The organism is Streptomyces sp. NPDC034670, assembly GCF_055574875.1.
Genome location: NZ_JBVITR010000010.1, coordinates 47,331 through 63,346 on the forward strand (window position 1 = coordinate 47,331; position 16,016 = coordinate 63,346).

Annotated in this window: 16 protein-coding genes; 3 read left to right on the forward strand and 13 right to left on the reverse strand. The window is 71.4% G+C overall.

The window, feature by feature from the left end; translation table 11 throughout:
- Position 1: 1 nt before the first annotated feature.
- Genes nuoK through ACZ56B_RS10185 form a run of 11 tightly spaced genes read right to left on the reverse strand, consistent with a single transcriptional unit; the run spans position 2 to position 10,867 of the window.
- Positions 2-301, reverse strand: coding sequence for an NADH-quinone oxidoreductase subunit NuoK (gene nuoK / locus ACZ56B_RS10135; RefSeq protein WP_004927567.1), 300 nt, complete (start codon positions 299-301; stop codon positions 2-4).
- Entirely contained in the window at positions 298-1,149 is an 852-nt protein-coding gene (locus ACZ56B_RS10140) for an NADH-quinone oxidoreductase subunit J (protein WP_468788204.1), read from the reverse strand. Before ACZ56B_RS10140 ends, nuoK begins: the two co-directional genes overlap by 4 nt.
- Entirely contained in the window at positions 1,146-1,796 is a 651-nt protein-coding gene (gene nuoI / locus ACZ56B_RS10145) for an NADH-quinone oxidoreductase subunit NuoI (RefSeq protein ID WP_468788206.1), read from the reverse strand. Before nuoI ends, ACZ56B_RS10140 begins: the two co-directional genes overlap by 4 nt.
- A complete protein-coding gene (gene nuoH, locus ACZ56B_RS10150) occupies positions 1,789-3,165 on the reverse strand; it encodes an NADH-quinone oxidoreductase subunit NuoH (protein WP_468788208.1) in 1,377 nt (458 codons plus the stop codon). The genes nuoI and nuoH overlap by 8 nt, the downstream gene beginning before the upstream one ends.
- A complete protein-coding gene (locus tag ACZ56B_RS10155; RefSeq protein ID WP_468788210.1) occupies positions 3,162-5,669 on the reverse strand; it encodes an NADH-quinone oxidoreductase subunit G in 2,508 nt (835 codons plus the stop codon). Before ACZ56B_RS10155 ends, nuoH begins: the two co-directional genes overlap by 4 nt.
- Positions 5,666-7,012 (reverse strand): NADH-quinone oxidoreductase subunit NuoF, encoded by a 1,347-nt coding sequence (gene nuoF, locus ACZ56B_RS10160; protein ID WP_468788212.1) that lies wholly within the window; start codon positions 7,010-7,012, stop codon positions 5,666-5,668. The genes ACZ56B_RS10155 and nuoF overlap by 4 nt, the downstream gene beginning before the upstream one ends.
- Positions 7,012-7,872: an NADH-quinone oxidoreductase subunit NuoE gene (gene nuoE / locus ACZ56B_RS10165; protein ID WP_468788214.1), complete on the reverse strand. Its 861-nt coding sequence runs from the start codon at positions 7,870-7,872 to the stop codon at positions 7,012-7,014. Before nuoE ends, nuoF begins: the two co-directional genes overlap by 1 nt.
- Entirely contained in the window at positions 7,869-9,206 is a 1,338-nt protein-coding gene (locus ACZ56B_RS10170; protein WP_468788216.1) for an NADH-quinone oxidoreductase subunit D, read from the reverse strand. Before ACZ56B_RS10170 ends, nuoE begins: the two co-directional genes overlap by 4 nt.
- A complete protein-coding gene (locus ACZ56B_RS10175; protein WP_468788218.1) occupies positions 9,203-9,943 on the reverse strand; it encodes an NADH-quinone oxidoreductase subunit C in 741 nt (246 codons plus the stop codon). Before ACZ56B_RS10175 ends, ACZ56B_RS10170 begins: the two co-directional genes overlap by 4 nt.
- Positions 9,940-10,494: a NuoB/complex I 20 kDa subunit family protein gene (locus ACZ56B_RS10180; protein ID WP_004984689.1), complete on the reverse strand. Its 555-nt coding sequence runs from the start codon at positions 10,492-10,494 to the stop codon at positions 9,940-9,942. The genes ACZ56B_RS10175 and ACZ56B_RS10180 overlap by 4 nt, the downstream gene beginning before the upstream one ends.
- 13 nt (positions 10,495-10,507) lie before the next feature.
- A complete protein-coding gene (locus ACZ56B_RS10185) occupies positions 10,508-10,867 on the reverse strand; it encodes an NADH-quinone oxidoreductase subunit A (RefSeq protein ID WP_030494815.1) in 360 nt (119 codons plus the stop codon).
- A 761-nt stretch (positions 10,868-11,628) separates the two neighbouring features.
- Between ACZ56B_RS10185 and ACZ56B_RS10190 the strand changes: the two genes are divergently transcribed.
- Positions 11,629-12,483 carry a C40 family peptidase gene (locus tag ACZ56B_RS10190; RefSeq protein WP_468788221.1) on the forward strand — a complete coding sequence of 285 codons (855 nt, stop codon included), beginning with the start codon at positions 11,629-11,631 and terminating at the stop codon, positions 12,481-12,483.
- 392 nt (positions 12,484-12,875) lie between these two features.
- Here the strand turns inward: ACZ56B_RS10190 and ACZ56B_RS10195 are convergent, their stop codons facing one another.
- Positions 12,876-14,159, reverse strand: coding sequence for a geranylgeranyl reductase family protein (locus tag ACZ56B_RS10195; protein WP_468788223.1), 1,284 nt, complete (start codon positions 14,157-14,159; stop codon positions 12,876-12,878).
- A 99-nt stretch (positions 14,160-14,258) separates the two neighbouring features.
- Between ACZ56B_RS10195 and ACZ56B_RS10200 the strand changes: the two genes are divergently transcribed.
- Positions 14,259-14,762, forward strand: coding sequence for a GNAT family N-acetyltransferase (locus tag ACZ56B_RS10200; protein ID WP_468788225.1), 504 nt, complete (start codon positions 14,259-14,261; stop codon positions 14,760-14,762).
- A 192-nt stretch (positions 14,763-14,954) separates the two neighbouring features.
- Entirely contained in the window at positions 14,955-15,290 is a 336-nt protein-coding gene (locus ACZ56B_RS10205) for a PASTA domain-containing protein (protein WP_468788227.1), read from the forward strand.
- On the opposite strand, the gene ACZ56B_RS10210 is transcribed toward ACZ56B_RS10205, so the two are convergent.
- Positions 15,277-15,972 carry a demethylmenaquinone methyltransferase gene (locus ACZ56B_RS10210; protein WP_468788229.1) on the reverse strand — a complete coding sequence of 232 codons (696 nt, stop codon included), beginning with the start codon at positions 15,970-15,972 and terminating at the stop codon, positions 15,277-15,279. The genes ACZ56B_RS10205 and ACZ56B_RS10210 overlap by 14 nt on opposite strands.
- Positions 15,973-16,016 lie beyond the last annotated feature (44 nt).

Below are 16,016 nucleotides of genomic sequence, written 5' to 3' on the forward strand. Positions count from 1 at the left end.
CTCACAGCTTCATCAGGCTGGCGTCGTCGACCGAGGCCGAGTGGCGGGAACGGAACAGGGAGACGATGATCGCCAGCCCCACCACGACCTCCGCGGCGGCGACGACCATCGTGAAGAAGGCGATGATCTGGCCGTCGAGGTTGCCGTGCATCCGGGAGAAGGCGACGAACGCGAGGTTGCAGGCGTTGAGCATGAGCTCGACGCACATGAAGACGACGATCGCGTTGCGCCTGATCAGCACGCCGGTGGCGCCGATGGTGAACAGCAGGGCGGCGAGGTAGAGGTAGTTGACCGGGTTCACTGCGACGCCTCCTCGGACCGCTCGTGCGCCGACTTGAACGCCGGCTCGACCGCCGTGCGCTCCAGCCGCTCCTCGGCGCGCCGCTCCAGCGCCCGCAGGTCGCCCAGGGCCTCCTGCGACACGTCGCGGACCTGCCCGCGCTCCCGCAGCGTCCTGCTGACGGTGAGGTCGGACGGGGTGCCGTCGGGCAGCAGGCCCGCGATGTCGACGGCGTTGTGCCGCGCGTACACACCCGGCGCCGGCAGCGGCGGCAGGTACGTCCCCTCGCGGACCCGCTGCTCGGCCAGCTCGCGCTGGGTCCGGGCGCGCTCGGTGCGCTCGCGGTGGGTGAGCACCATGGCGCCGAGGGCGGCCGTGATGAGCAGGATGCCGGTGATCTCGAAGGCGAAGACGTACCGGGTGAAGATGAGGGCCGCGATGCCCTCCACGTTGCCGTTCGCGTTCGCCAGGCCGATGCCGTTGAACTCGCTGAGCGAGGCGTTGCCGATGCCGCCGATCAGCAGGACGCCGAAGCCGAGCCCGCACAGCAGGGCCAGCCAGCGCTGGCCCTTGATGGTCTCCTTCAGGGAGTCCGCCGCGGTGACGCCGACCAGCATCACCACGAACAGGAACAGCATCATGATCGCGCCGGTGTAGACGACGATCTGCACGATGCCCAGGAAGTAGGCGCCGTTGGCCAGGTAGAACACCGCGAGGACGATCATGGTCCCGGCGAGGCAGAGCGCGCTGTGCACGGCCCGCCGCATGAAGACGGTGCACAGGGCGCCGATCACCGCGATCGTGCCGAGGATCCAGAACTGGACGGCCTCTCCGGTGGAGGTGGTGTAGGCGGCGAGCTGCCCGGTCATCGCCCGATCACCTTCCCGGACGCCGGTTCCTGCGCGCCGAAGGTCGAGTCGGCCTCCTGCACGACCTCGCCCCCGGAGTGGGCGGCCTGCCGCTCCGTGCCCGGCGCGGCCTCGGTCACCAGGCCCCGGTAGTAGTCCTGCTCGTCGGTGCCCGGGTACATGGCGTGCGGGGTGTCGACCATGCCCTCCTCCAGCCCGGCGAGCAACTGCTCCTTGGTGTAGATGAGGTTGGCGCGGCTGGAGTCGGCCAGCTCGAACTCGTTGGTCATGGTGAGCGCGCGCGTGGGGCACGCCTCGATGCACAGGCCGCACAGGATGCAGCGGGCGTAGTTGATCTGGTAGACGCGGCCGTAGCGCTCGCCGGGCGAGTAGCGCTCCTCGTCGGTGTTGTCCGCGCCCTCGACGTAGATCGCGTCGGCCGGGCAGGCCCAGGCGCACAGTTCGCAGCCGACGCACTTCTCCAGGCCGTCCGGATGGCGGTTGAGCTGGTGCCGTCCGTGGAAGCGCGGAGCGGTGGTCTTCTGCTGCTCCGGGTACTGCTCGGTCAGCCGCTTCTTGAACATGGCCTTGAAGGTCACGCCGAAGCCGGCCACGGGGTTCAGGAAACCGGGCTTCGTCTGCCCGGCCTCCTTGGGCTCCTCAGCCATCGGACGCCTCCTTTCCCTCCGTGGATCCGCCCAGAGGTCCGTCACCCTGGGTATCGGGTCCGCCACTGACAATGAGTTCCCGTTCCCGGCTCGGCCGGCGGCGCGGCACCGGCGGCAGTTCCTGCCCCGGCAGCGGCGGTACGGGGAAGCCGCCCGCCATCGGGTCGAAGGCGGCCGGGGCCTCGGCGGACCGCTCGGCCCGCTTCGCCTTGTCGCGGAACACGTCGGCGACGAAGGACAGCAGCAGCAGGGCGAGCACGGCGGCGGCGACGTAGAGCGCGATGTCGGCGAAGTCGTAGCCCTCGTTCCGCAGGGCGCGCACCGTGGCGACGAGCATCAGCCACACCAGCGAGACCGGGATGAGGACCTTCCAGCCGAGCTTCATCAGCTGGTCGTAGCGGACCCGCGGGAGCGTGCCGCGCAGCCAGACGAACATGAACAGCAGCAGCTGGACCTTGACGACGAACCAGAGCAGCGGCCACCAGCCGTGGTTCGCGCCCTCCCAGAAGGTGCTGACCGGCCACGGGGCCCGCCAGCCGCCCAGGAAGAGGGTGACCGCGACGGCCGAGACGGTGACCATGTTGATGTACTCGGCGAGCATGAACATCGCGAACTTGATCGACGAGTACTCGGTGTTGAAGCCGCCGACCAGGTCGCCCTCGGACTCCGGCATGTCGAAGGGGGCGCGGTTGACCTCGCCGACCATCGTCACGATGTAGAGGAGGAAGGAGACCGGCAGCAGCAGGACGTACCAGCGGTCGGTCTGCTGCGCGACGATCTCCGACGTCGACATCGACCCCGAGTAGAGGAAGACCGAGGCGAACGCGGCGCCCATGGCGATCTCGTAGGAGATCATCTGCGCGCAGGAGCGCAGGCCCCCCAGCAGCGGATAGGTGGAACCGGAGCTCCAGCCCGCCAGGACGATGCCGTAGATGCCGATCGAGGCGACCGCCAGGATGTAGAGCAGCGCGATCGGCAGGTCGGTGAGCTGCATCGTGGTGCGCTGGCCGAAGACCGAGATCTCGTTGCCGGCCGGCCCGAAGGGGATCACCGCGATCGCCATGAAGGCCGGGACGGCCGCGACGATCGGCGCGAGGACGTACACCACCTTGTCCGCGCGCTTGACGACGACGTCCTCCTTGAGCATGAGCTTCACGCCGTCGGCGAGCGACTGGAGCATGCCCCAGGGGCCGTGCCGGTTGGGGCCGACGCGCAGCTGCATCCAGGCGACGACCTTGCGTTCCATCACGATGGCGATCAGCACGGTCACCATGAGGAAGGCGAAGCAGAACACCGCCTTGACGACGACCAGCCACCAGGGGTCGCGGCCGAACATCGAGAGGTCTTCCGCGGCGAGGTACGGGCTCATCCCTCCACCTCCTTGGGGGCCCCGTCGACGGGCGTCGCCGGGCCGATGCGGACGAGGGCGCCGGGCTGTTCCCCGGTGTCGGAGGCGACGCCGCCGCCGGCGGAGTTCAGCGGGAGCCAGACCACGCGGTCGGGCATCTCGGTCACCTCCAGGGGCAGTTCGACCGTCCCGGCGGTACCGGTCACCGCCAGCAGGTCGCCGTCCTCGACGCCGACCTCCGCGGCCGTGGCGGCCGAGACGCGGGCGCGGGCGGCGTGCCGGGTGCCGGCGAGCGCCTCGTCGCCCTGCTGCAGGACGCCCCGGTCGAGCAGCAGCCGGTGCCCGGCGAGCACCGCCTCCCCGGCGGCCGGCCGGGGCAGGGCGCCCGCGGTCTCCAGCGGTTCGGTGGCCCGCGGCCCGTCCCAGGCGCCGAGCCGGTCGAGCTCCGCGCGGATCGTGCGCAGGTCCGGCAGTCCCAGGTGGACGTCCATGGCGTCGGCCAGCATCTGCAGCACGCGCGCGTCGGTGGGCGCGACCCGCCGGGTCATCTGGTCGGGCTTGAGTGCCGCCTCGAACATCCGGACCCGGCCTTCCCAGTTGAGGAAGGTGCCGGCCTTCTCGGCGACCGCGGCGACGGGCAGGACGACGTCGGCGAGCTCGGTGACCTCGCTGGGCCGCAGCTCCAGCGAGACCACGAACCCGGCCTCGGCCAGTGCCGCACGCGCGCGGGCCGGGTCGGGCAGGTCGGCGACCTCCACGCCCGCGACCAGCAGCGCCTGGAGCTCACCGCGCACCGCCGCCTCGACGATCTGGCCGGTGTCGCGGCCGTAGCGGTGCGGCAGTTCGGCGACGCCCCAGACGGCGGCGACCTCCTCCCGCGCCCGCGGGTCGGTCGCCGGGCGGCCGCCCGGCAGCAGCGACGGCAGCGCGCCCGCCTCGACGGCGCCCCGCTCCCCGGCCCGGCGCGGGATCCACACCAGCCGGGCACCGGTCGCGGAGGCGAACCGGACCGCCGCGGTCAGGCCGCCCCGCACGCCCGCCAGCCGCTCGCCGACGACGACCACCGCGCCCTCGGCGCGCAGCGCCTCGGCGGCCCGGGCCCCGTCGCCCTCCAGGCCGACGCCGCTCGCGAGCGCGTCCAGCCATTCGGTCTCGGTGCCGGGCGCCGCCGGCAGCAGCGTGCCGCCGGCCTTGCGCAGTCCGGGCGTGGCGTGCGTGGCCAGGGCGAAGGTCCGCTGCCCCCGCTTGCGCCAGGCCTTGCGCAGCCGCAGGAAGACGCCGGGCGCCTCCTCCTCGGACTCGAACCCGACCAGCAGGACGGCGGGCGCCTCCTCCAGCGACGTGTACGTGACGTCCGCGCCTCCCGCGAGGTCGCGTCCGCGGCCCGCGACCCGCGCGGCGAGGAAGTCGGCCTCCTCGGCGCTGTGCACGCGCGCGCGGAAGTCGATGTCGTTGCTGTCGAGCGCCACCCGCGCGAACTTGCTGTAGGCGTAGGCGTCCTCGACGGTGAGCCGGCCGCCGGTGAGGACACCGGTGCGGCCCCGCGAGGCGAGCAGCCCCTGGGCGGCGATCCGCAGCGCGTCGGGCCAGGAGGCGGGCCGCAGCTCGCCCTCGGCGTCGCGCACCAGCGGGGTGTCGAGCCGGTCCCGCAGCTGCGCGTACCGGAACGCGAAGCGTCCCTTGTCGCAGATCCACTCCTCGTTGACCTCGGGGTCCTCGGCGGCGAGCCGCCGCATGACCTTGCCGCGCCGGTGGTCGGTGCGGGTGGCGCAGCCCCCGGAGCAGTGCTCGCACACCGACGGCGAGGAGATCAGGTCGAAGGGGCGGGAGCGGAACCGGTAGGCGGCCGAGGTGAGCGCGCCGACCGGGCAGATCTGGATGGTGTTGCCGGAGAAGTACGACTCGAAGGGGTCGCCCTCGCCGGTGCCGACCTGCTGCAGCGCGCCCCGCTCGACCAGTTCGATCATCGGGTCGCCGGCGACCTGGTGGGAGAACCGGGTGCAGCGGGCGCACAGCACGCACCGCTCGCGGTCGAGCAGCACCTGCGTGGAGATCGGCACGGGCTTCTCGTAGGTGCGCTTCTTGCCCTCGAAGCGGGAGTCGGCGTTGCCGTGCGACATCGCCTGGTTCTGCAGCGGGCACTCGCCGCCCTTGTCGCAGACCGGGCAGTCCAGCGGGTGGTTGATGAGCAGCAGCTCCATCACCCCCTTCTGGGCCTTCTCGGCGACCGGCGAGGTGAGGTGGGTCTTCACCACCATCCCGTCGGTGCAGGTGATGGTGCAGGAGGCCATGGGCTTGCGCTGGCCCTCGACCTCGACGATGCACTGGCGGCAGGCGCCGGCCGGGTCGAGGAGGGGGTGGTCGCAGAACCGGGGGATCTCGATGCCGAGCTGCTCGGCGGCCCGGATGACCAGGGTGCCCTTGGGCACGCTGATCCCGATGCCGTCGATCGTCAGCGTGACGAGGTCCTCGGGCGGGACCGCCGCCCCTCCCCCGCCGGAGGGGGCGTTGGTGGTCACAGTCATGCGTGCACCTCCGTACGGTCGGCCCAGGCCGTCGACTTGGCCGGGTCGAAGGGGCAGCCGCGGCCCGTGATGTGCTGCTCGTACTCCTCGCGGAAGTACTTGAGCGAGGAGAAGATCGGCGAGGCGGCGCCGTCGCCGAGGGCGCAGAAGGACTTGCCGTTGATGTTGTCGGCGATGTCGTTCAGCTTGTCGAGGTCGGACATCCGGCCCTTGCCGGCCTCGATGTCGCGCAGCAGCTGGACGAGCCAGTACGTCCCCTCGCGGCAGGGCGTGCACTTGCCGCAGGACTCGTGGGCGTAGAACTCGGTCCAGCGGGTGACGGCGCGGACGACGCAGGTCGTCTCGTCGAAGCACTGCAGGGCCTTGGTCCCGAGCATGGAGCCCGCGGCGCCCACTCCCTCGTAGTCGAGCGGGACGTCGAGGTGCTCGTCGGTGAACATCGGCGTCGAGGAGCCGCCCGGGGTCCAGAACTTCAGGCGGTGCCCGGGCCGCATGCCGCCGCTCATCTCGAGCAGCTGGCGCAGCGTGATGCCGAGCGGCGCCTCGTACTGGCCGGGGCTGGCGACGTGGCCGCTGAGCGAGTAGAGCGTGAAGCCCGGGGACTTCTCGCTGCCCATCGAGCGGAACCACTCCTTGCCCCGGTTCATGATGGCGGGAACCGACGCGATCGACTCGACGTTGTTCACCACGGTGGGGCAGGCGTAGAGGCCCGCGACGGCGGGGAAGGGGGGACGCAGCCGCGGCTGGCCGCGGCGGCCCTCGAGCGAGTCGAGCAGGGCGGTCTCCTCGCCGCAGATGTACGCGCCCGCGCCCGCGTGCACGGTGAGTTCGAGGTCGAGTCCGCTGCCCAGGATGTCCTTGCCGAGGAAGCCCGCCTCGTACGCCTCGCGCACGGCCGCGTGCAGCCGCCGCAGCACGGGGACGACCTCGCCCCGCAGGTAGACGAAGGCGTGCGACGACCTGATCGCGTAGCAGGCGATCACGATGCCCTCGATGAGGCTGTGCGGGTTCGCGAAGAGGAGCGGGATGTCCTTGCAGGTCCCGGGCTCCGACTCGTCGGCGTTGACCACGAGGTAGTGGGGCTTGCCGTCCCCCTGGGGGATGAACTGCCACTTCATCCCCGTCGGGAAGCCGGCGCCGCCGCGTCCGCGCAGACCGGACTCCTTGACGTACGCGATGACGTCGTCCGGCGACATGGCGAGCGCCTTGCGCAGCCCCTCGTACCCCTCGTGCCCGCGGTAGACGTCCAGCGTCCAGGACCGGTCCTCGTCCCAGAAGGCCGACAGCACGGGTGCGAGCAGCTTCTCCGGGCTCATGTCCTTGAGTTCGGGTGCCAAGGTCATCACTCCCCCTCCTCGGCGGTGGGACCCGCGGGGTGCTCCGGGTCGGAGGCCGACGTCTTCTGCGGCGCGTCGTGCGAGCTGAGGTGCTCGGTGGGCGACGGTTCGTGCGGCGGGGTGTCCCGGGGCGCCTCGCCGCGCGGGTGCACCACGCGCGCGGGCGCGGCCTCCCCCTTGGCCAGCTTCAGGCCGACCAGGGAGGCGGGTCCCGCGCTCCCGGTGGCCTCGACGGCGCCCTCCCGCTCGTCGGGGAAGCCGGCCAGGATCCGCGCGGTCTCCTTGAAGGTGCACAGGGGCGCCCCGCGGGTGGGCGCGACCGGGCGGCCGGCGCGCAGGTCGTCGACCATGCGCTTGGCGCTCTCGGGGGTCTGGTTGTCGAAGAACTCCCAGTTCACCATCACCACGGGCGCGTAGTCGCAGGCCGCGTTGCACTCGATGTGCTCCAGGGTGACCTTGCCGTCGTCGGTGGTCTCCCCGTTGCCGACCCCCAGGTGCTCCTGGAGCTCCTCGAAGATCGCGTCCCCGCCCATGACGGCGCACAGGGTGTTGGTGCACACCCCGACCTGGTAGTCGCCGCTCGGCTTGCGCCGGTACATGGTGTAGAAGGTCGCGACCGCGGTCACCTCGGCCGTGGTCAGGCCGAGCACGTCCGCGCAGAACCGCATCCCGGTGCGCGTGACGTGGCCCTCCTCCGACTGCACCAGGTGCAGCAGCGGCAGGAGGGCGGACCGGGAGTCCGGGTAGCGGGCGACGATCTCGCGCGCGTCGGTCTCCAGCCGGACCCGGACGTCGTCCGGGTAGGCGGGGGCGGGCAGTTCGGGCATGCCCAGGCTGACGCCCCGCTCCGAAGAAGAGGTGGTCACCGGTCGACGCCTCCCATCACGGGGTCGATGGACGCGACGGCGACGATGACGTCGGCGACCTGGCCGCCCTCGCACATCGCCGCCACGGCCTGCAGGTTGGTGAAGGACGGGTCGCGGAAGTGGACCCGGTGGGGGCGGGTGCCGCCGTCGGAGACGACGTGCGCCCCGAGCTCGCCCTTGGGCGACTCGACCGCCACGTACGCCTGTCCCGGCGGGACGCGGAAGCCCTCGGTGACCAGCTTGAAGTGGTGGATCAGGGCCTCCATGGAGGTGCCCATGATCTTCTTGATGTGGTCGAGGGAGTTGCCCAGTCCGTCCGGCCCCAGGGCGAGCTGGGCGGGCCAGGCGATCTTCTTGTCGGCGACCATGACCGGTCCGGGCCGGAGCCGGTCCAGGCACTGCTCGATGATGCGCAGCGACTGGCGCATCTCCTCGAGCCGGATCAGGAAGCGGCCGTAGGAGTCGCAGGTGTCGGCGGTCGGGACCTCGAAGTCGTAGGTCTCGTACCCGCAGTACGGCTGGGCCTTGCGCAGGTCGTGCGGCAGGCCGGTGGAGCGCAGGACCGGGCCGGTGACGCCGAGGGCCATGCAGCCGGCCAGGTCCAGGTAGCCGACGTCCTGCATGCGGGCCTTGAAGATCGGGTTCCCGGTGGCGAGCTTGTCGTACTCCGGGAGGTTCTTCCGCATCGTCTTCACGAACTCGCGGATCTGGTCCACCGCGCCGGGCGGCAGGTCCTGGGCGAGTCCGCCGGGGCGGATGTACGCGTGGTTCATCCTGAGACCGGTGATGAGCTCGTAGATGTCGAGGATGAGCTCGCGGTCGCGGAAGCCGTAGATCATGATCGTGGTGGCGCCGAGCTCCATCCCGCCGGTGGCGATGCACACCAGGTGGGAGGAGAGCCGGTTCAGTTCCATCAGGAGCACGCGGATGACCGAGGCGCGGTCGGGTACCTGGTCCTCGATGCCGAGGAGCTTCTCGACCGCGAGGCAGTACGCCGCCTCGTTGAAGAACGGCGTCAGGTAGTCCATGCGCGTCACGAACGTGGTGCCCTGGGTCCACGTCCGGTACTCGAGGTTCTTCTCGATGCCGGTGTGGAGGTAGCCGATGCCGCAGCGGGCCTCGGTGACGGTCTCGCCGTCGATCTCCAGGATCAGGCGGAGCACGCCGTGGGTGGACGGGTGCTGCGGGCCCATGTTGACGACGATGCGCTCGTCGTCGGTCCGGGCCGCGGACTGGACGACCTCGTCCCAGTCGCCGCCGGTGACGGTGTAGACGGTGCCCTCGGTGGTCTCGCGTGCCGAAGCGGCGGACGCGGACGCGTGCGACGAGCTCATGAGTACGACCTCCGCTGGTCCGGAGCCGGGATCTGGGCGCCCTTGTACTCGACGGGGATGCCGCCGAGGGGGTAGTCCTTGCGCTGCGGGTGGCCCTGCCAGTCGTCCGGCATCATGATCCGCGTCAGGGCCGGGTGGCCGTCGAAGACGATGCCGAAGAAGTCGTACGTCTCGCGCTCGTGCCAGTCGTTCGTCGGGTAGACCGGGAACAGCGACGGGATGTGCGGGTCGCCGTCGGGCGCGCTGACCTCCAGGCGGATCAGCCGGTTGTGGGTGATCGAGCGCAGGTGGTAGACGGCGTGCAGCTCGCGGCCCTTGTCGTGCGGGTAGTGCACGCCGCTGACGCCGGTGCACAGCTCGAAGCGCAGCGCCGGGTCGTCGCGCAGGGTGCGGGCCACCCGGACCAGGTGCTCGCGCTCGATGTGGAAGGTGAGCTCGCCGCGGTCGACGACCGTCTTCTCGATGGCGTTCCCGGGGAGCAGTCCCTGCTCCTCCAGCGCGCCCTCGAGCTCGTCGGCGACCTCGTCGAACCAGCCGCCGTAGGGGCGGGTCGCCGGTCCCGGGAGCCGGACCGAGCGGACCAGGCCGCCGTAGCCGGAGGTGTCGCCGCCGTTGTTCGCGCCGAACATGCCGCGCTGGACGCGGACCTCCTCGCCCCCCTGGCCGCGCTGGCCGGGGAGGTTCTCGGCGGAGAGGTCCTTCTCCGGGTTGACCCCGTTGCCGTGCGCGTCGCTCATCGCAGCAGCCCCTTCATCTCGATCGTGGGCAGTGCCTTGAGCGCCGCCTCCTCCGCCTCGCGGGCCGCCTCCTCGGCGTTCACTCCGAGCTTGGAGTTCTGGATCTTCTGGTGGAGCTTGAGGATGGCGTCCAGCAGCATCTCGGGCCGGGGCGGGCAGCCGGGCAGGTAGATGTCGACCGGCACGACGTGGTCCACGCCCTGGACGATCGCGTAGTTGTTGAACATGCCGCCGGAGGAGGCGCAGACCCCCATGGAGATCACCCATTTGGGGTTCGGCATCTGGTCGTAGACCTGCCGCAGCACCGGCGCCATCTTCTGGCTGACCCGGCCGGCGACGATCATCAGGTCCGCCTGCCGCGGCGAGCCGCGGAAGACCTCCATGCCGAAGCGCGCCAGGTCGTAGCGGCCGGCGCCGGTGGTCATCATCTCGATGGCGCAGCAGGCGAGGCCGAACGTGGCGGGGAAGACGGACGACTTGCGCACCCAGCCCGCGGCCTGCTCGACGGTGGTCAGCAGGAATCCGCTCGGCAGCTTTTCTTCAAGTCCCATGGCTAAAGGCCCCTCAGTCCCATTCCAGGCCGCCGCGCCGCCATACGTACGCGTACGCGACGAAGACGGTGAGCACGAAGAGCAGCATCTCCACGAGCCCGAAAAGCCCCAGGGCGTCGAAGGTGACGGCCCAGGGGTAGAGGAAGACGATCTCGATGTCGAAGACGATGAAGAGCATCGCCGTCAGGTAGTACTTGATGGGGAAGCGCCCGCCGCCGGCCGGCGTGGGGGTCGGCTCGATGCCGCACTCGTAGGCCTCGAGCTTGGCGCGGTTGTACCGCTTCGGACCGATCAGCGTGGCCATGACCACGGAGAAGATCGCAAAGCCTGCCCCGAGGGCTCCCAGTACGAGGATGGGCGCATACGCGTTCACCGCTCCTCGCTCCTCTCAGTCGGCACTGACTGCATGGGCTCCCCCCTGGCCGGGCGGAGCCGAGACCTGGGGAGGTTGTACCGGGGGCTCACTTCCGCCTCGTCAGTCCCACGAACCCCGCCCGCCCCGGCGAAGATCGAGAACATGTGAAGCAGGTCACAAGCCCAACCGCTCCGCATCTTATGCCCGCCGGTCTGTGATCTGCGACACGGGGTATCGCACAACCTTTGTGATCTCTGCCACCTGACGAACGATCATGAAGTCGGATGAGGGTCGATCTTCATACGCGAAGCGTTCGCGTGGTCACCAACCGTGACATTTTGTTTCGTTCACGCAGGTCAGAAAGGTCGTCTCCATATCAAGAGACTTCCCTTGCATGCAAATTCGCGCTGGAACCGATCACTTGATAGAGGGCGCGTTCCCCCTTCGAGGGAGGCGCGGTGCACGCGGTGGACACGTGCACGCGTTCACGAAGTCCCGGCGTCGTGATCCGGCCGTGACCGGGCCCGCCCGACGCGAGGGGGAGGACGATCGTTCCGTGACCTCCGTCACACCCTTGAAAGGGCGTCAACAAGAGGGCTTGGCCAATCGGGTCAAGCGGTGGTAGGTGGAGGGCAATTCGGGCGTAATGATGAAAGACCGTGATCACAGGCCGGTCACGGACAGCCCGCAATGTCCGTTACGGCGTCAATGAGGGGCGACACGCCCGGGATTCGGGGCCCGATTGAACAATTGTGGCGGACCACACGTTGCTTGAAGACATGAAGGAGCCCCTGGTACCGGTTGTTCCCATGTCCCACACCGCTCACATACGCAGCCACCGGAAGCCCCGCCGTACCGCGCAGTCCGCGCTCGCCGTGCGGGCCGGTGTTGCCGGTGGCGTCCTCAGCACCCTGGCGGTCGCCGGGGCGTCGGGTTCGGCGAACGCCGCCGAGCCGGTGACGCAGACCCTCGAACTGCCCACCCTGACGGCCGACCTGGCCACCCAGGTCGCCCAGTCCGCGGAGGCCACCCAGCAGGCCGCCGCGAACTACCAGCTGCAGGCCGAGCGTGACGCGGCCGCCGCCCAGGCCGCCAAGGAGGCCAAGGCGGACCTCGCCGAGGCCAAGAAGAAGGCCGAGGCCAAGAAGAAGGCGGCGGAGGAGGCCCGCAAGGCCGCCGCCGAGCGCGCCCAGCGCGACGCCGAGCGCGCCACCCTCTCCGCCTCCGCCTCCGCCTCCGCTTCCGTCCCCGCCTCCACGACGGCCTCCGCGCCGGCCGGCGGCAGCGTCGCGACCGTCATCGCCTTCCTCAAGGCGCAGGTGGGCGACGCCTACGTCATGGGCGCCACCGGCCCCAACGCCTGGGACTGCTCGAGCCTGGTGCAGGCCGCGTTCAAGCAGGTCGGTGTGGACCTGCCGCGCGTCTCGCAGGCCCAGTCGACGGTCGGCACCGACATCCCGCTGTCCCAGATCCAGGTCGGCGACATCCTGTACTGGGGCGGCAAGGGCTCCGCGTACCACACGGGCGTCTACATCGGCAACGGCCAGTACCTGGACGCCGCCAACCCCTCCAAGGGCGTCGTCATCCAGGACCTCTCCGGCTACCCCGCCTCGGGTGCCGTGCGCGTGCTCTGAGCCGCGCCCCTACGGGCTGAAGGGCCGCTGCCGCTCGGGGGCAGCGGCCCTCCCCGCTTCACGCCCCGGTTCCCCCGGGGCACTTCGGGCAGCCCGTCCGCACGCGGGGTGTTCCCTCCCGGTTTCCGCCACCGGTTTCCGCCCGCGCCGTCCCGTGCCTCGCGCTGCCCGCGCGCGGCCGCCCGCACATCCCGGCCGGGATCGCCCGATGGCCCGGATCGTCCCGTGTGGGGCGCGTGTGGGCGGCCCGGCGTGTCCCGGCGGCACGGCGCGGGGCGCCCGCGACGCCCCCTCACGGCGCCCGGACGGACGCCGACGGCCGGGAAGCCCGCCTCCTGCGGCTCCCGGCCGCCACGGCGCCGTCACGGCCCCCGCCCGTGCGGGACCGCGCGTCACGCCTTCGGCGCCACCTTGCTCAGGCCGTTGATGATGCGGTCCATCGCGTCGCCGCCCGTCGGGTCGGTGAGGTTGGCGAGCAGCTTGAGGGTGAACCTCATCAGCATCGGGTGGGTCAGACCGCGCTGGGCGGCGATCTGCATGATCTTCGGGTTGCCGATGAGCTTCACGAAGGCGCGGCCGAGCGTGTAGTAGCCGCCGTAGGTGTCCTTCAGGACGCGCGGGTAGCGCCTCAGGGCGATCTCCCGCTGGGCGGGCGTGGCCCGCGCGTGCGCCTGCACGATGACGTCGGCGGCGATCTGCCCGGACTCCATGGCGTAGGCGATGCCCTCGCCGTTGAACGGGTTCACCAGGCCGCCCGCGTCGCCGACGAGCAGCAGCCCGCGCGTGTAGTGCGGCTGGCGGTTGAAGGCCATGGGGAGCGCGGCACCGCGGATCGGGCTGGTCATGTTCTCCGGCGTGTAGCCCCAGTCCTCGGGCATGGAGGCGCACCAGGCCTTGAGGACCTCGCGCCAGTCCAGCTCCTTGAAGGACTCCGAGGTGTTGAGCACGCCGAGGCCGACGTTGCTCGTCCCGTCGCCCATGCCGAAGATCCAGCCGTAGCCGGGCAGCAGGCGGTCCTGCGGGCCGCGGCGGTCCCACAGCTCCAGCCAGGACTCCAGGTAGTCGTCGTCGTGGCGCGGCGAGGTGAAGTACGTGCGCACCGCGACGCCCATCGGGCGGTCCTCGCGGCGGTGCAGGCCCATCGCCAGGGACAGGCGGGTGGAGTTGCCGTCGGCGGCCACGACCAGCGGGGCGCGGAAGGTGACTTCCCGCTTCTCCGCGCCCAGCCTGGCCTTCACGCCCGTGATGCGCCCGGTGCGGTCGTCGACGACCGGGGCGCTCACGTTGCAGCGCTCGTACAGCCGCGCGCCCGCCTTCTGGGCCTGCCGGGCGAGCTGCTCGTCGAAGTCGTCGCGCTTGCGGACCAGGCCGTAGTCGGGGAAGGAGGCGAGATCCGGCCAGTCCAGCTGGAGGCGGACGCCGCCGCCGATGATGCGCAGGCCCTTGTTGCGCAGCCAGCCGGCCTCCTCGGAGACGTCGATGCCCATCGACACCAGCTGCTTCACGGCGCGCGGGGTGAGGCCGTCGCCGCAGACCTTCTCCCGCGGGAACTCGGTCTTCTCCAGCAGGAGCACGTCGAGTCCGGCCCTGGCCAGGTGGTACGCGGTGGTGGAGCCGGCTGGCCCCGCGCCCACGACGATCACGTCGGCGGTGTTGTCGGAGAGGGGCTCGGTCACGGCGGGATCTCCCCAGGGTTCGAAATCTGCGTGCCGACCGGCACTGGACACGGGCAGTCTATGCAGCGGCATCGATCACCCGGCTGAAGGGCTGCCCCCGTGAACCGAACGCTCCCCGCCGTACGGCTCCGTGTTCCCACCCACGAGGACGCCGTCACCTGGCACCGGCTCTTCGACGATCCGCAGGTCATGGAGTTCCACGGCGGTACGCCGGCGGGGCTGTCCGTCTACGAGGAGCTCACCGCCCGCCAGCGCCGGCACGACGCCGAGCTGGGCTTCTGCCTGTGGACCGTGCTCGACGCGTCCGGCGGCCCCGTCGGCTTCACGGGCGCCCAGCCCTGGGAGCGGGACTGGGGCCCCACGGGCGAGATCGAGATCGGCTGGCGGCTCGCGCGGGAGCACTGGGGCAGGGGGTACGTCACCGCGGCGGCGCTGCGGACGCTGGAGCGCGTGCGCGCGGCGGGCACGGAGAGCGTGGTGGCGATGGTGGACGCCCGCAACACCCGCTCGATCGCGGTCACCCGGCGGCTGGGGATGCGCCTCGACGGGACCTTCACGACGCCGGACTCGCGGGAGGCCCACTGCTACCGGCTCGACCTCTGAGACGGCCCGGGGCGCCGTCCGGCCGCCGTCGTCGCCCCGGCACCGCCACGGCGCGGGCGCCGTCCCGGCTCCGCCCCCGGGAACCGGCCGCCACGCTGCGTAGTCGATTGTCACGGAACGCCACGAAATGCTTCCGGCGGCCGCCGCGCGGGGCTACCCTGCCGGTACCGCTGGGGGGTGACGTCCGTGCGTATGACACCCAGGACACCCGAGGTGCGCGTGCCGCGCCTGGTCGGCCTGATGGCCGTGGACGCGCGCGAGTCGGCGCGGGCGCGCGGCCTGTTCCTCGTCGCGCCGGACCGGCCGGACTTCCCGCGCACCGTCGTCGACTACGTCGTGCGCCAGTACCCGCAGCCCGGTGCGAAGGTGCCGCGGGACTCCCCGGTCCACGTGTGGTTCGACTTCGGGGAGGGGGAGGGCGGCGGAGGGGTGCGCGAGCCGCGCGGGCCCGTGCCGCCCGCCGGCGGGCTCCGGCGGGAGCTGGAGGAGCCGGACGACCCCCGCGCGGCGGTCCTCAGTCCTTCTTGAAGCCCCGGTGCACGGCGACGATGCCGCCGCTGAGGTTGCGCCAGGCCACCCGGGTCCAGCCGGCCCGCTGCAGCCGTCCGGCCAGGGCCGCCTGGTCGGGCCAGGCGCGGATGGACTCGGCCAGGTAGACGTACGCGTCCGGGTTGGAGGACACCGCGCGGGCGACCGGCGGCAGGGCGCGCATCAGGTACTCGGTGTACACCCGCCGGAACGGCGCCCACGTCGGCTGGGAGAACTCGCAGATGACGACCCGTCCGCCGGGCCGGGTCACCCGGTGCATCTCGCGCAGCGCGGCGTCGAAGTCCTGCACGTTGCGCAGCCCGAAGGAGATGGTGACGGCGTCGAACGCGTCGTCCCTGAACGGCAGCCGCGTCGCGTCGCCGGCCGTGAACGGCAGCCAGGCGCTGCGCTCCTTGCCGACCCGGAGCATGCCGAGGGAGAAGTCGCAGGGGACGACGTACGCGCCGGTGCGGGCGAACGGCATCGACGAGGTGCCCGTGCCCGCCGCCAGGTCCAGGACCTTCTGGGCCGGCCGGGCGTCGACCGCCTTCGCGACCTCCTTGCGCCACAGCCGGGTCTGCCCGAGGGACAGCACGTCGTTGGTGAGGTCGTACCGTTCCGCCACGTCGTCGAACATCGAGGCGACTTCGTGCGGCTGCTTGTCCAGGGATGCGCGGGTCACGGGCCCATTGTTGCAGCCCCCGCCGGACCGTCCCCGGCGGCGCC

What these genes read in the sequence shown, in the direction of transcription:
- nuoI (WP_468788206.1), bottom strand. Translation starts at nt 1,796, where the DNA reads ATGGCTGAGGAGCCCAAGGAGGCCGGGCAGACGAAGCCCGGTTTCCTG.
- ACZ56B_RS10140 (WP_468788204.1), bottom strand. Translation starts at nt 1,149, where the DNA reads ATGACCGGGCAGCTCGCCGCCTACACCACCTCCACCGGAGAGGCCGTC.
- ACZ56B_RS10190 (WP_468788221.1), top strand. Translation starts at nt 11,629, where the DNA reads ATGAAGGAGCCCCTGGTACCGGTTGTTCCCATGTCCCACACCGCTCAC.
- ACZ56B_RS10180 (WP_004984689.1), bottom strand. Translation starts at nt 10,494, where the DNA reads ATGGGACTTGAAGAAAAGCTGCCGAGCGGATTCCTGCTGACCACCGTC.
- nuoF (WP_468788212.1), bottom strand. Translation starts at nt 7,012, where the DNA reads ATGACCTTGGCACCCGAACTCAAGGACATGAGCCCGGAGAAGCTGCTC.
- ACZ56B_RS10205 (WP_468788227.1), top strand. Translation starts at nt 14,955, where the DNA reads ATGACACCCAGGACACCCGAGGTGCGCGTGCCGCGCCTGGTCGGCCTG.
- ACZ56B_RS10155 (WP_468788210.1), bottom strand. Translation starts at nt 5,669, where the DNA reads ATGACTGTGACCACCAACGCCCCCTCCGGCGGGGGAGGGGCGGCGGTC.
- ACZ56B_RS10175 (WP_468788218.1), bottom strand. Translation starts at nt 9,943, where the DNA reads ATGAGCGACGCGCACGGCAACGGGGTCAACCCGGAGAAGGACCTCTCC.
- nuoH (WP_468788208.1), bottom strand. Translation starts at nt 3,165, where the DNA reads ATGAGCCCGTACCTCGCCGCGGAAGACCTCTCGATGTTCGGCCGCGAC.
- ACZ56B_RS10170 (WP_468788216.1), bottom strand. Translation starts at nt 9,206, where the DNA reads ATGAGCTCGTCGCACGCGTCCGCGTCCGCCGCTTCGGCACGCGAGACC.